Annotated in this window: 11 protein-coding genes; 3 read left to right on the top strand and 8 right to left on the bottom strand. The window is 69.8% G+C overall.

Annotated elements, in window-relative coordinates:
• Positions 1 to 283: 283 nt before the first annotated feature.
• Positions 284 to 1,972 carry a PQQ-dependent sugar dehydrogenase gene (locus tag ACOZ38_RS27580; protein ID WP_424534066.1) on the bottom strand — a complete coding sequence of 563 codons (1,689 nt, stop codon included), beginning with the start codon at positions 1,970 to 1,972 and terminating at the stop codon, positions 284 to 286.
• Between the two features lie 332 nt (positions 1,973 to 2,304).
• Positions 2,305 to 4,128, bottom strand: a complete 1,824-nt coding sequence (locus tag ACOZ38_RS27575) for an ABC transporter ATP-binding protein (protein WP_424534065.1) — start codon at positions 4,126 to 4,128, stop codon at positions 2,305 to 2,307.
• A 238-nt stretch (positions 4,129 to 4,366) separates the two neighbouring features.
• Between ACOZ38_RS27575 and ACOZ38_RS27570 the strand changes: the two genes are divergently transcribed.
• From ACOZ38_RS27570 to ACOZ38_RS27560, 3 genes are read left to right on the top strand one after another with little or no spacing between them, the layout of a single operon-like run.
• Positions 4,367 to 4,723 (top strand): ArsR/SmtB family transcription factor, encoded by a 357-nt coding sequence (locus tag ACOZ38_RS27570; RefSeq protein WP_405151198.1) that lies wholly within the window; start codon positions 4,367 to 4,369, stop codon positions 4,721 to 4,723.
• Positions 4,723 to 5,229 carry an SRPBCC family protein gene (locus ACOZ38_RS27565; RefSeq protein ID WP_424534064.1) on the top strand — a complete coding sequence of 169 codons (507 nt, stop codon included), beginning with the start codon at positions 4,723 to 4,725 and terminating at the stop codon, positions 5,227 to 5,229. The genes ACOZ38_RS27570 and ACOZ38_RS27565 overlap by 1 nt, the downstream gene beginning before the upstream one ends.
• A complete protein-coding gene (locus ACOZ38_RS27560; protein ID WP_424534063.1) occupies positions 5,226 to 5,690 on the top strand; it encodes a VOC family protein in 465 nt (154 codons plus the stop codon). Before ACOZ38_RS27565 ends, ACOZ38_RS27560 begins: the two co-directional genes overlap by 4 nt.
• A 270-nt stretch (positions 5,691 to 5,960) precedes the next feature.
• Here ACOZ38_RS27560 and ACOZ38_RS27555 read toward each other — a convergent pair whose 3' ends face one another.
• The 6 genes from ACOZ38_RS27555 to ACOZ38_RS27530 form a co-directional block, all read right to left on the bottom strand.
• Positions 5,961 to 7,619, bottom strand: a complete 1,659-nt coding sequence (locus tag ACOZ38_RS27555) for a dipeptide ABC transporter ATP-binding protein (RefSeq protein WP_424534062.1) — start codon at positions 7,617 to 7,619, stop codon at positions 5,961 to 5,963.
• On the bottom strand, positions 7,616 to 8,545 hold the full coding sequence (locus ACOZ38_RS27550) for an ABC transporter permease (RefSeq protein WP_424534061.1): 930 nt from the start codon (positions 8,543 to 8,545) through the stop codon (positions 7,616 to 7,618). The genes ACOZ38_RS27555 and ACOZ38_RS27550 overlap by 4 nt, the downstream gene beginning before the upstream one ends.
• A complete protein-coding gene (locus ACOZ38_RS27545; protein ID WP_424534060.1) occupies positions 8,542 to 9,501 on the bottom strand; it encodes an ABC transporter permease in 960 nt (319 codons plus the stop codon). Before ACOZ38_RS27545 ends, ACOZ38_RS27550 begins: the two co-directional genes overlap by 4 nt.
• A gap of 32 nt (positions 9,502 to 9,533) precedes the next feature.
• Positions 9,534 to 11,162, bottom strand: a complete 1,629-nt coding sequence (locus ACOZ38_RS27540) for an ABC transporter substrate-binding protein (protein ID WP_424534059.1) — start codon at positions 11,160 to 11,162, stop codon at positions 9,534 to 9,536.
• 554 nt (positions 11,163 to 11,716) lie between these two features.
• Positions 11,717 to 13,582, bottom strand: coding sequence for a CASTOR/POLLUX-related putative ion channel (locus tag ACOZ38_RS27535; RefSeq protein ID WP_424534058.1), 1,866 nt, complete (start codon positions 13,580 to 13,582; stop codon positions 11,717 to 11,719).
• Between the two features lie 174 nt (positions 13,583 to 13,756).
• Complete coding sequence (locus ACOZ38_RS27530) at positions 13,757 to 14,575, bottom strand: SDR family oxidoreductase (protein ID WP_424534057.1); 819 nt, start codon at positions 14,573 to 14,575, stop codon at positions 13,757 to 13,759.
• Positions 14,576 to 14,586: the final 11 nt, after the last annotated feature.

Raw genomic sequence — 14,586 nt, 5'->3', positions numbered from 1 at the left:
TCTCCGGTGGCGGCGACGACACGGACGTGAAGATCGGCGACGAGTAGGACGACGTGGGTTCGGGCGTGGGTTCGTCCGATGCCGATGTGGTACAGCCGGCCGCCGAGCCGCAGGGATTGGTCCACGCGGTCGTGGCGGACTCTGGTGTGGGTGTCGGGATCACGGCTGGTGGCGGGCAGTGGCCCGCCTGGCCGTGGACGGGCCGGCGCGCCACCCGGCGTCGCCGGGGGATCGATCCCCGCCGATGCCGGGTGGCGCGCCGATTCTCTCAGGCGTGGCTGACTCAGGGGCTCGTGCACCGGTAGCCGGACGGCGTCTGGGTGTCGCCGTTCGGCCGGCCCGCCTGGAAGCCGAAGGTGGTGCTCTGGCCGGGGCCGAGCGCGCCGTTGTGCCCGGCGCTCCTCGCCGTGACGGTCTGCCCGCTGACGGTCAGCGTGGTGTTCCACGAGCCGGTTACGGCGTGGCCGCTCGGCAGCGTGAAGGTCACCGTCCAGCCGTTGATCGCGGACGTGCCGGTGTTGGCGACCGTGACCGGCTGGATCACGTACCCGTTCCCCCACTGCGACTGGACGGTCGCCGTCACCGAGCATCCGCCAGTGCCCCCGCTGCCCGGGGTGGTGGTGACGGTCGCCGAGTTCGACACCGGCGAGAGGTTGCCCGCCGCATCGCGGGCCCGGACCTGGTAACGGTAGGTGGTGTTCGCGGTGAGCCCGGTGTCGGCGAACGAGGTAGTGGCCGAGGTCCCCACCTGCGTGAAGGCGCCGCTGGACGCGCCCGGCGCGCGCAGGACGTCATAGCCGGTCACGCCCACGTTGTCGGTGGAGGCGGTCCAGGTCAGGGTGGTGCCGGTGGAGGTCGTCCCCGACGCGGCGAGGCCGGTCGGCGCGGTCGGCGGGGTGGTGTCGCTCCCGGTGGTGGCCGGGGGGACGCGGACGATGCGGTCGTCCTGCGCCACCGGGGTGCCGCGGCCGTCCCTGTTGCTGGTCGCCACCCAGAGCCAGCCGTCCGGCCCGACCGCGACCGTGCGGAGCCGCCCGTAGGCGGACTGGAACTCGGCCAGCGGGGTGCCGGGCGTCCCGGCGCCGGTCAGCGGCACCGTCCAGAGCCGCTGGCCGCGTAGCGCGGCGACGAAGAGCGTGTTGTTGGCCCAGGCCAGCCCGCTCGGCGACGCCTCGGCGGTCGTCCACGTGACGATCGGGTTGCGGAAGGAGGGGTTGGTGCAGGTGCCCTCGCACGTCGGCCAGCCGTAGTTGGAGCCCGCGACGATCTGGTTGACCTCGTCCCAGGTGTTCTGCCCCAACTCGGCGGCGTACATTCTGCCCTGGGAGTCCCAGGTCAGGCCCTGGACGTTGCGGTGGCCGTAGGTCCAGACGCGGGAGCCCGCGATCGGATTGTCCGCGGGCACACCGCCGGTGGGCGTCATACGCAGGATCTTCCCTGCGGGGCTGTTGACGTTCTGAGCGTTGGCGGAGTCGCCGGCGTCGCCGGTCGCCACGTAGAGCATGCCGTCCGGCCCGAAGGCGATGCGGCCGCCGTCGTGGAAGGTGTTGCTCGGAACCCCGGAGAAGAGCACCGTCTGCGTCTGAGGCGCGGCAAGTTGCAGCCTGACCAGGCGGTTGTCCCCGGTGGTGCTCGTGAAGTAGGCGTACACCCAGCCGTCCTGGGCGTAGTTGGGCGACACGGCGATGCCGAGCAGGCCGCTCTCACCCGAGGCGCCCACCCCACTGATGGTGGCGACCGCCGTGGGCGTCTGGCCCGGCCGCACCTGCAGGATGCGTCCGGTGTTGCGTTCGGATACCAGCGCGCTGCCGTCCGGCAGGAACGCCAGGCCCCAGGGCACCTGAAGGCCCGTGACGGAGACCTGCGCTCGGGAGAAGTCGAAGCCGCCCACCACCTGGGCGCGCGCCTCGGGAGCGGTGACGACCAGCGCGAGCAGAGCCAGAATCAGGGCAGGGACGACGCGGGCGCGCATGATGGACTCCTTGACCGGATCACTGTGCGGATGTCGGCACCGTAGGCACGCGGGCCGCGGGACCTCAAACACCGCGATCGGTTCGCCCTGACAATCTGGGAGGACGATGCCGCGCCGCTGAAACTTACATGTAAGAGGCGAAAGTTGCGGCTCGGCGGCGTTTCGAGCATCCACAAGATCGAACAAATCGGACGGGCTGCGACAGCCGGTCAGGATCGCGGGCCGTGAGCGCGTCTCGCTGCTCCTGCGTTGGCAAAGGGCGTCCGCGTCACCGTCGTACAGATCATGGCGTCCATCCACTGGTTCTACGGGATCGCCTGGGCGAGGACACGTCAGCGGTGGACGGCGTCTGAGGTGCCCTTTTCGACCAGGAAGCCGCCGGATTGGTGGTGCCACAGCCGGGCGTACGGCCCCTGGGCCTGGAGGAGTTCGCGGTGATTGCCCTGTTCCACGATGCGGCCCTGGTCGATTACGACCAAGCGGTCCATGCGGACGACTGTGCTCAGCCGGTGCGCCACCACGAGGGCGGTACGGTCACGCATCAGGCCCCACAGGGCTTCCTGGACGAGGATCTCGCTCTCGGAGTCCAGCGCGCTCGTGGCCTCGTCGAGCAACAGGATCGGCGCGTCGCGCAGGATGGCGCGGGCGAGGGCGACGCGCTGCCGCTGGCCGCCGGAGAGTTTGACGCCGTGCTCCCCGACCAGCGTGTCGAAGCCGCTCGGCAGAGCCTCGGCGAACTCCGTGACGTGCGCCGCCTGCGCGGCCCGGTAGATCTCGGCGTCGGTGGCGCCCGGCCGGGCGAAGGCGATGTTGTCGCGCAACGACCGGTGGAACAGGGCGGGCTCCTGGGGGACGTACGCGATCAGGCTGCGCAGGTCGGCCTGGTTGAGCCGCGCGATGTCCTGTCCGCCGATCAGGATCCGGCCGCCGTCGATGTCCATGAGGCGGAGCAGCAGCCGGGTGAGGGTGGTCTTGCCACCGCCGGACCGGCCGACCAGGCCGATCTTGGTGCCGGTGGTGATGTCCAGGTCCAGGCCGTCGAACAGGAGCGGATTGCCGGCGTGCGCGAACGTCACCTGCTCGAAGTGGAGGCCGGCGTCGGCCGGGCGCAGCGGTTGCGGGTCGTCCGGGTCGACCACGCCCGGCGGTGTGAGGAGAAGCTCGGTGAACTGGGCGGCCTCGGTGAGCACGCTCTCCATGCGACGGTAGATCTGGTTGAACTCGAACATGAGGTTGATCGCGTTCGCGTAGTAGGTGAACGTCACCACGATGACCTCGACGCCTAGGCCACCGCGGAGGGAGACGGCGAGGAGCAGGCCGATGGTGCTGGTGAGGACCGACAGCGGTGCGACGACGGTGTCCACCCGGAGGTTGCCGTAGTCCCAGGAACGGAGCGTCAGCCTGCGCTGCTCGGCGAGCCGGGCCTGGTGCTCCAGGGCCTCGCGGTCCTCGGCGGCGAACGCGCGGACCGTGTCCATGTTGGCCAGCACGTCGGCGACATGCCCGGACACCCGTACCTTGGCGGCCTCGCGCTGGTCCACCAGCCTCTGGCGACGGCGGATGAGCGGGGCGACGAGGAAGCCGGTCACGATGATGAGGCCCACGAGGACGAAGACCAGTAGCGGGTGATACCGCCACAGCACCACCGAGGCGAACGCCAGCGGCACCACCTTGGCGATGATCGAAAACGTGAGCGTGTCCGTGAAACCCTCGAACCCGCTGGAGAAACTCAGCACCCGTTTGGTCAGCGAGCCGGCGAAGTTGTCGTGGAAGAACGCGGCGTCCTTGGCCAGCAGCTTCTCCATGCCCATCACACCGAGCCGCTCGATACCCCTTGCCCCCGTACGGAACAGGAAGTGCAGACCCACCCGCCACAGCGCCTCGCCCGCGATCAGGAACGCACCGAAGCTGAGCACGTACGGCATGAGCACGGCAATGGTGCTGTCCCCGCCCTCGGACAGACGCCCCACGATCCCGCCTACCGCCAGCGGCGCCAGATAGAACAGGCATATGTTCCCCAACGCCGGCGAGATCAGCGCGGGCACGGCGACCCGCCACTGGTTCAGCAACTCCCCGTTGTAATACCGCAGCGCCAGCAGAACGGCCGACCTTCGGGCGGACGGTTTGTCTCCGGGAGCATCAAGTAATCCCAGCACGGCCATCCACCCCTCTGAATACCCACGGCTATGGCCATGGTGGCGCAGGGTGGGCGGAAGGGGCGACCGATTTTCGCCGGCCCAGCCACCGGAGCTCATCCGCGTTGACTCCGCAAGAGGGCCGGGGTGCGGGGGCAGAGCCCCCTGCGACGGTGCCGGCGTCAAGTTCGAAGTCCTTGACAGGGCCGAACCCAGCACGATATAAACCATCTGGTTATAGAACCGGAAGGTAATTAACATGGCTGCCGACGTTCTCGACGCAACGTTCGCCGCACTGGCCGATCCGACCCGGCGGGCGATTCTGGCCCGGCTGATGGAAGGCGAGGCCACGGTGACCGAATTGGCCGCGCCGTTTGCGATGAGCCAGCCGGGCATCTCCAAGCACCTGCGGGTGCTGGAGCGCGCCGGACTGATCTCTCGCGGACGCGACGCGCAGCGCAGGCCCTGCCGGCTGGAGGCCGGCCCGCTCAAGGACGCCATTGATTGGCTGGCGAGCTACCGTTCCTACTGGGAGGAGAGCTATCAGAGGCTGGACGACCTGCTCGGCGAACTCAAGCACGGCGGACCGAACGCCGTTGAACGGGAGAGCCCGTGATGTCGCGGCAGGAGAAGACCGAAGGTCTGACGGTACGGGCACTGTCCGACACCGACCTTGTGCTGACCAGGACGTTCGCCGCACCCCGCCGGCTCGTCTTCGACGCGTTCACCCGGCCCGAGCTGCTCCGGCGGTGGTATGGCGCGCGTGGCTGGCACCTTGTCGTCTGTGAGATCGACCTGCGTCCGGGCGGTGTCTGGCGCTTCGTGTCGCGCGGGCCGGGCGGTGCCGAGTTGGGCCACGGCGGGGTGTTCCGCGGGGTCGACGCGCCCGGCCGGCTGGTTCAGAGCGAGGTCTACGACGGCTGGGACGCAGGAGAGTCCCTCGTCACCACCGTCTTCGACGAGCAGGACGACCGGACCGCGATGACCACCACGGTGCGCTACCCCTCGCGGGAGATCCGCGACAGCGCGCTCCGTACCCCCATGAGACGCGGCGTGGACGAGGCGTACCAGCGTCTCGCCGAGATGCTCAACGAGACGACCTTGAAAGGCGAGCTGCGATGAACGACACCCAGCCCACGCAGGACGAAATCCCGACCGGCATCGCCGATATCCCGGCCGACCTCACCGCACCGCCCGTCCGTCCCGGCATGCTTCTCCTGGAGCTCGTCCCGGTGCCCGTCACGGACATCGACCGGGCCAAGGCCTTCTACGCTGACCGCCTCGGCTTCCACGTGGACGTCGACGTGCGGCCCTCGGACGGGGTTCGAATCGTCCAGCTCACCCCACCGGGCTCGGCCTGCTCGATCGCCCTGACCGAGGGCATCTCATCCCTCGACATGCCGGTCGGTACGTTGCGCGGCCTGCACCTGGTAGTGAGTGACATCGAGGAGGCTCGCGAGGCACTCCTCGAGCGCGGTGCGGACGTGGGTCCGGTCGAGGACCTGGGCGGTGTCTACTACGCCCACTTCGCCGACCCGGACGGCAACACCTGGACTCTCCAGCACATGCCCTGGCGCGTCTGAAAGGAGCGGGCACGCTCAACCGGCGGCCAGGGCGCGGGATCCCGTCGACTTCAGTCCGGCCGTTTCAAGAACGGCCCGCGCTCTGGCTTGAGGTGAATCGTTTTCCGCTCGGCGACTGACGTCTACGCGAACGGCTGCCGGTTCAACAGTTCCTTCAATGGCCGGCTCGTGTCACCCAGCATGCGCGCGTCGATCTCCGTGCCACGCTCGACGAGCAGCTTGCCGTGCGCGAGCTTCGCGACCGGCGGGCGGGGTGTGCGGCGGTCCCGGTCAGGCGTATCGCCCGCCGGGGATGGCCGCGAGCAGCTCGCGGGTGTAGGCGTGGTTCGGGCGGTCGAAGAGTTCGCCGGTCGTGCCGATCTCGACGATCCGGCCGGCCCGCATGACGGCCACCCGGTGGGCGATCTGCCGCACCACGGCGAGGTCGTGGGAGATGAACAGGTACGCGACGCCGGTGGCCGCCTGCAGTTCGGCGAGCAACTCGAGGACCTGGGCCTGCACCGAGACGTCCAGCGCGGAGACCGGCTCGTCGCAGACCACGAGGTCCGGGGAGAGCGCCAGTGCCCGGGCGATGGCGACCCGCTGGCGTTGCCCACCGGACAGTTCCGCGGGCCTGCGGTCCAGGACCGAGGCCGGCAGCGCGACCCGGTCGACGAGCTCGCGGGCGCGCGCCCGCCGGGAGGCCCGGTCGCCGACGCGGAACACGCGCAACGGTTCGGTGATCACCTCGCTGATCGGGAAGCGCGGGTCGAGCGACGCGTACGGATTCTGGTAGATGAGCTGGGCACGCCGGCGCAACCGGCGCAACGCCTCCCCCCGGGCCCGGGTGATCTCCATGCCGTCGAAGGAGATCCGCCCGGCGCTCGGCTCCACCAGGCGCAGGACCAGGCGGGCCGTCGTCGACTTGCCGGAGCCGGACTCGCCGACGAGGGCGAAGGTCTCGCCCCGGTTGATCGAGAAACTCACGTCGTGCACCGCGCGCACCGACCGCGCGCCGCCGCCGGCCACCCGGGGGAGCGGGAACTCCTTGGCCAGGTTCTCGACCGTCACCAGGGGCCGGTCGGCCGCCGCCCGGCCCGGAGCGGGCCGCGGCGGCGCGGCCGGGCGGGCGACCGCCAGGCTCGGGGCGCTGCGCAGCAACTCTCGGGTGTACGGGTGGCTCGGTTGATCGAGGATCTGCCGGGCCGGTCCGGCCTCGACCACCCGGCCGCGCGACATCACCACGATCCGTTGCGCCCGGTCGGCGGCGATGCCGAGGTCGTGGGTCACCAGCAGGACGGCCGTGCCGAGCGCCTCGGTCAGGCTCTGGATGTGGTCGAGGATCAGCCGCTGGACGGTGACGTCGAGCGCGCTGGTCGGCTCGTCGGCGATGATCAGCTTCGGCTTGGCGGCGATCGCCATGGCGATCAGCACCCGCTGTCGCATCCCGCCGGAGAGCTCATGCGGGTACTGCCGGGCCCGGACGGCCGGGTCGGGCAGACCCGCCCGCTCCAGCAGATCGACGGCGTCCAGCGGCGCGGAGCGGCGGTCCGCCAGGCCGTGCAGCCGCAGCACCTCCGCCACCTGGTCACCGATGCGCTGCACCGGGTTGAGCGACACGGTCGGGTCCTGTGGGATGAGCCCGATCTGAGCCCCCCGGACCAGCCGTAGCTCCCGCTCGGACAGGCCGGCGAGGTCCCGCCCGCCGAACCGGATCCGGCCGGCGTCGATCCGGCCGGTGCCGGGCAGCAGGCCGATGACCGCGTGTGCCGTCGTGCTCTTGCCGGAGCCCGACTCGCCGACGACCGCGACGATCTCACCGGCGCGGACCGTCAGGTCCACGCCGTCGACGGCGTGGACCACCCCCGACCGCGACCGGTAGGAGACCGCGAGGTCGCTGATTTCGAGGAGGTCCTCCGGCATCACGGCCGGACCGCTCGGCGTGCTCATCGCTGGGTCGTCCACTCTCCGTCGAGGGCGCGGGCGATCCGGTTGGTGGCCAGGACGGTGGCCGCGACCATCAGGCCGGGCAGCGTCGAGAGCCACCACGCGTTCGCCAGGTAGTTCCGGCCGGTGGAGATCAGTGTCCCCCACTCCGGGGCGGGCGGTGGGGCGCCGTACCCGAGGAAGCTCAGCGACGACACGGCCAGGACCGCGATGCCGAATTCGAGGGTGGCCAGGACGAGCACCGGGCCCATGGCGTTCGGCAGCACGTGCCGGAGCAGGACCGAGTACCAGCGGGCCCCGGTGGAGCGGGCGGCCTCGACGTAGACGGCCTGGCGTACCCGCAGCACCTCCGCCCGCATCACCCGGGCGAAGCTCGCGACGCTGGCGAGACCGACCGCGACGGCGACCTTGACGGTGCCGAAGCCGAGCGCGGTGACCAGGGCGAGGGAGAGGAACAGCGCGGGTATGGCCAGCAGCACGTCGACGATCCGCATCAGCACGTCCTCGCCCCACCGGCCGACGAAGCCGGCGACCAGCCCCATCGTGCCGCCGACGACGAAGGCGACCCCGACCGCGATCAACGTCGCCTTGAGGGAGAGCGCCGCGCCGTGCACGACCCGCGAGTAGAGGTCCCGCCCGAGCTCGTCGGTGCCGAACCAGTGCTGGGCACCGGGGCCCTGGAACCGGTCGACGGGTACCCCGAGCAGGGGGTCGCGCGAGGTGAACAGCGTCGGCCAGAAGGCCGCCAGCACAACGAGGGCGACCACCAGGGCGGAGAGCACCAGCCCGGGACGCCGCAGCAAGAACCGGATCATCCGCCGCACCTCGGCGCCGCGGATGACGCCCGGCTCGACCGGTTCCGGGTGGTGCGGTCGGTCCGGGTCCGGCCCGGTCCCCGGCAGCACTTCGCCGGCCAGCGATTGACTCATCCGGTACTCCTTGGCCGGGCGGCGGCGACGACGATTCGCGGATCGAAGAGCGGATAGATCAGGTCGACGGCGAGGTTGGCCAGCACGAAGGTCAACGCGCCGAAGACCACGACGCCCTGGACCACCGGGATGTCCTGCACCGTCACGGCGCTGACGGTCTCCCGGCCGACGCCGTTGCGGGAGAAGACCGTCTCGACGACGACCGAGCCCGCCATCAGGTTGCCGACCAGGATGCCGACCATGGTGAGCGCCGGCAGGGCGGCGTTGCGCAACGCGTGGCGCAGGTGGACCCGGATCCGGCCCGCGCCCTTGGCCCGGGCGGTCTGCACGTACGGCTCGTCGAGCGTGGTCAGCAGGCTCTTGGCGAGCAACTGTGCGAGCATCGCGCCGGTCGGTACGGCGAGGGTGACCGCCGGCAGGATCAGGCTGGCCGCGCCCTCGTCGCCGAACGCGGGCAGCAGCCGGAGCCGGAACGACAGGAGCTGGACGAGCATCAGGCCGATCCAGAAGGTGGGCAGCGACACGCCCAACGCCGGCAGCGACACCAGCAGCTGACGCAGCCAGCCGTGGGCGGTGTAGGTCGCGTACAGGGCCAGCGCACCACCGACGAGGACGGCCAGCACCAGGGCGGCGGCCGTCAGTTGCAGCGTGTAGGGCAGCGCGTCGGCCAGCGTCGAGGTCACCGGCCGCCCGGTCGCCACCGAGTTGCCGAAGTCGCCGCGCAGCGCCCGGCCCAGGTAGCCGAGGTACTGGATAAGGATCGGCTGGTCGAAGCCGTACTCCCGGCGCAGCGCCTCGAGCTGCGCCGGGTCGATGGCGGCCTGGTCGAGCCCGCCGGCGGCCATCGTCGAGACCGGATCGCCGGGCAGGAAGTCGAGTACCAGGAAGGAGACCGTGTAGGCCGCCCACAGCACCACCACCGCCTGCCCGAGGCGACTGGCTAGATATCGACGCATGCTCGGTTGCTCCTCCCGCCCGCCCCCGCCCCCTAGCTCTTCCAGGTGTCGTGCAGCTGGATCCGGCTGGACGCCTCGAAGTCCAGGTCGTGGACCCGCTTGGAGACGCCGAGCTCGGTGGTCAGCTCCACCACCGGGATGATGTACGCGTTCTCGACGATCAGCCGCTGGGCCTCACTGACCAGGGCCTGGCGCTTCGTGGTGTCGGTGGTGGCGGCCTGTTCGGCCAGCACGGTGTCCAGCTCGCCGGGGTGGAGCCGGTACACGTTGGCCAGTGCGGTCGAGTAGCTGCTGCGCAGGATGTCCGGGTCGGCCCGGGTGATGTTCCCCCACAGCGCGTCGAAGTCGCCGGACTGCTGTATCTGGGTGATCTGGGCGATCGGCTGCTCCCGCAGCTGGATCTCGACGCCGACCGCCTTGAGCTGCTGCTGGATCAGTTCGAGGGTCGGCCGGTTCGTTCCGGCGTTGGCGAACCAGTTGACCGTCAGGCTCAGCCGGACGCCGTCCTTGGTCCGGATACCGTCGGCAGCGGGCCGCCAGCCGGCCGCGTCCAGCAGCGACGCGGCCTTGCCGGGATCGACCGCGAGCTGCGCGCTGAGGTCCGTGTAGAACGGGGTGGTGTGGGCCAGGATGCTGGTCGCCGCCTTGCTGCCGGTCGGGAAGATCGTGTCGACGATCTGCTGCCGGTTGATCGCCGCCTGCATCGCCTGGCGCACCGCGGGGTCGCGCGACAGCGGCCGGGAGTTGTTGAGCCCCAGGTTGAACACCACACCCGGGTTGGCCCGCGCCTGCAGGGTGACGTCGCCGCCGCCCTGCAACGTGCTCTCGTCGGCGAGGCCGACGCTGCCGATGGCGTCGACCTGTCCGGACTGGAGGCTGCCGGTGCGGACCCCGGCCTCCGGAACGATGGTGAACACCACCTTGTCCAGGTAGGCCTCGCCGGGCTTGCCCCACAGCGACGACCCCCAGTTGTAGCCGGTGCGCCTGGCCAGGGTGATCGACTGGTTCGCCCGGTATCCCTCCAGCGTGAACGGGCCCGACCCGACGATCCCCTCGGTGCAGCGCTGGTCCGCCGTCTTCCGGGCGCTCGCCGACGAGACCAGGCCGAGCGAGAAGGTCGACGTCGCCTGCAGGAACTGGGCGTTGGGCTGCTTGAACGAGACCTCCGCGGTGAGTTCGTCGACGACCCTGGTGCCGGTGTACCCGCTGAGGTAGCCGATCGCGAGGCTGGCCTTGGCGCCGAGCTTGGGCGCGGTGTCGAAGGTGTCCTTGACCGCCTGGGCGTTGACGGGCGTCCGGTCGCTGAACGTGGCGCCCGGACGGAGGTGGAAGGTGAAGGTCCGCGCGTCCGGGCTCACTTCCCAGCGCTCCGCGAGCCAGGGAACGATCTTGCCCGTGGCCGGGTCCTGGTCGGTCAGCGAGTCGACGATCTGCCGCAGGGCGTAGATGGTGTCGTTGCTGCCGACCTGCTGCGGGTCGACGCAGCCGGCGTACGACCCGACCGCCAAGGTCAGCGTTCCGCCGGCCTTGGCGGCGTTGCCGTCGGCGCCGGCGGTTCCGCCGCCCGAGCCGCAGGCGGCGGTCAGCAGGATCGACCCGGCCACGGCGAGCGTCGTGATCAGCCGCCGGCGGACCACGGTGGACTGTGGGGCTCGTTGCACGTGTACTCCACTCGAATCGAGAGAGGCGCCGAGGTCGCCCCCGTGCTGGGCAGGACGGGAGCGGACCGATCGGTGGGAAGTTCAACGCCGGAATGTGGTCGGGGCGGGTACCGGTGCGCTCGGTGCGCCTGGCCGGCGGGGCGGTCATCCGAGAGGATGGCGGTCTGGCCGGGGCGTGCTGTCGCCCGGGCACGGTCGCTCAGCCGCGACAGAGGGAACTCGTGATCCGCTGCAGGTCGATGTGGCGGCGGGAGAAGCTCAGCAGGGAACGGCTCGAAGCGGCCTCGGGCGCGATGACGTACACCTGCGTGGGCAGCAATGTTCGCCTCCTCGTCGGCCGCACTGTACGGCCCGTCAGCTCGCGTCGGCGCACCACATCGTGCCGCCGGGGCAGGCCCGGCCGGGCACTGACCTCTCGCCGCGCTCATGGTAGGCAGCCGGCAATATTTAAGTCAATACCTATAGGGAAAGTAGGAAATTGGCGCGTTCAACTACCCGCCGGCAGTCCGCCGCACGCGGTCCCCGCTGCACAGGTCATACGTGGCACCGCATCGTCACTCTTCGGCCAGCACGATGACGTTGTCATCCGCTCCGAGGCTCAGGGGCGTTGTCTTGGGCGGATTCAGGCTCACTCCGTAGGAGGGCGGCTGGTCGCCGTGGCGCTTGAGCCGGTAGCCGATGGCGGTCTGTCCCCGCCGTTTGGCCGCCTCGATGACGGTCGCGAAGTTCACCCCCATGCCGGGGGTGACGTAGTCGGACGCGGGCCTGAGGTAGATCTCCGATCCGGACGGGTCGAAGAGCTGGGTGAAGACCCCGTGGAGTTGGCGGTTCTCGGCGAGCTGGGTCAGCAGCAGGCTGATCATCTTGGTGCTCACGATGAAGTCGTCGGCCTTGGTGACCTGGAAGACCTCGCGGTTGTTGTCGTCGTTGATCTCGGTCACGATCGAGTACGGGTCGCCGAGCCGTACCTCGATGTCACGCAGGTGGAGCAGCGTCACCAGCGTGCGGTCGTCGGCATGGCCGGGATCGACGCTGTCGTCCGACAGCACGATGATGTGCTTGTAGCCGCCCAGGTCGAGCGCCTCCAGCGATCTTCTGCTGGTGGGTTGGCAGTGCTTGTAGCCGACGGTCAGGCGCTGTCGTCCGGTTTCCAGGACGTGGTCGGGTCTGCGCGGGGCGGCGATGTCCACCACCGAGCCCGGCTCGACCAGGCGCTCCAGCAGATCGATGATCTTCGTGGCCCGGGAGTTCCAGCCGATCAGCAGGGTGCGGTCGGGCACCGTCGGCTGGTCGGGGACCGAGGTGATCGCCTCTTCCTCGATCGGGGGAGGGGAGTCGGCCAACTGGATGAGCAGGTCGTCCTCCGCGAGCACGATCATGTGATCCTTGGGGTCGATGGAGGTGTCCATCGGAGGGTTGAGGACTACTCGTCCATCGATCTTGCGCAGCCCGATGGGTACGCCGCGCTCGTAGGCGTTGAGCGCCTGGCCGTAGGTCGACCCGACCAGTGCGGGCTCGGGCCGGATGTAGATCTCGTTCCCGGCGAAGTCGAGCAGGTCGGTGCAGACCGTGGACAGGCCCGACTGGCGGTGTGACTGCACGACGAGGCGCACGGCGATGTCGTCGGCGTCGATCACCAGGGCCGCCTCGCCGCCGGCCAAGCGGGCGGCGGCGAAGTTCTCCGAGTCCTGCACAGCGGCGACCACGTGCGGGCGGACCCCCCGCCAGGGCCGATTGCTCAGCAGCAGCAGTGCCTTGATCACGTCGATGTCGGCGTCCTCGCCAGAGGGTGGCAACACCATGATCGCCTTGGCGGTGTCCGGGCTCACCAGTTCGAGGTCGGCTCGTTTGAGTGGGCTGCCGGAGCGGCAGATCACCCGCGTGCGGCCCGTCTCGCCCAGGCGGGATCTGATCTCGTCGTCCATGTCGGCCTTGTCGCGGTCGGCGAGGATGACCACGCGGGAACGCCGCTGGCCCTGGTTGGCCTTGACGAGCTCCTCGATGACGGTGAACACCTGCTCCGACCAGCCGAGCAGGATCGTGTGGCCGTGCTCGATGAGGCGGGACCTGCCCTTGCGGAGCTGGGCGATGCGGTTCTCCAGGCCGGTGGTGAGCACACCGATCAGCGAGCTGACGATGAAGATGCCGCCGATGGTGACGGTGAGCATCAGGCCCAGGAACACCGGGCTGCCGGTGTCGCCGCCCATGGTGCCGGGGTCGATGGCCCGCATCAGGGTCATCCACGTGACGCCCAGCCAGCCGCCGTTCTTCTCGGTGTCCATGTGGGTGAAATTGGCCACCAGGGCCGTGACCAGCGCGATGAGCACGATCGATGCCAAACCCAGCCAGCCGATCAAGGCGGGTGTTCCGCGGTCCATCGTGCCGTCGAACCAGTACCGCAGGCGATCACGCAATCTCATCCGCACTGCTGATGCTCCCCCGTCCATCGTCATCACAGCAAAGCCGGCGCCCGGAGGCCGCCGAGTAACGATCATTGAAGCAGGCATGGCAGCCGGCTCAGGCTGAAAAACAGCAGCCGGTCCAACCCGCGCGGTGATCACTCTCCCGGACGGGCCTTTTGGCATGGTCAATCGTTACGTCAGGAATGCCCGTGCGCCACGCAGCCTCGTCCCAAGGCGTCGCTGTGTCATGGCGCAGTTCAGCCGCACATCGAGGGGTCCAGGGAGATCGGTGTCAGCGCGGCGGCCGTAAGGCAGACGGCCCACGTCCAGGCCGTCACGGCGGGCGATGAGCCGGCCGAGCTCGTATCGGCTGACCGCATCGGCTCCGGCGACGTGGTGGATCCCGTGATGCTGGGAACGCCCGAGCTCCAGGAGCGCCGCGGTCAGATCGCTGACGTGGACGGGGCAGCGAACATCGTCGGTGAACAGCACTCCACGCCCATGGCCGGTGGCCAGGGAATGCACCAGTTCCTCGTGCGCAGAGCCACCGTCACCGATGATCAAAGATGTGCGAGTGATCACCGCGCCCGGTGCCACTGCCTTCACCGCCACCTCGGCGGCCGCCTTCGCCGCACCATAAGGGCTCACCGGATCAGGGACGCACTCCTCGTCATAGTCCATCGCCGTACCGGAGAAGACCGCATCGCTGGAAACATGGACCAAGCGGCCACCGGCCATGGACGCGGCAATGGCGACATGCGCAGCGCCATCCGCTGTCGTCGTCCAATCCTTGTTCCGGTAGGCGGCGTTGACGATCAGGTCCGGCTGGAGTGTGCCGATCAGGCGGACGGCATCCTCACGGCGACGAACATCGAGCGGCAACCAGTCGGCCCCAGGTACCTCTCTTGGGCGGGTCAGATAGGTTGCGGTCACCTCATACCCGGCTGACACGGACTGCCGTACGAGTTCGCTGCCGAGCAGGCCGCTGGCACCGACGATGAGGATTCGCATGGCCGGTCACC

Source organism: Sphaerisporangium viridialbum (assembly GCF_049674955.1).
GTDB lineage: Bacteria > Actinomycetota > Actinomycetes > Streptosporangiales > Streptosporangiaceae > Sphaerisporangium > Sphaerisporangium viridialbum.
The sequence above is the reverse complement of the archived record's forward strand: the minus strand, read 5'-3'. Positions and strand labels throughout refer to the sequence as shown.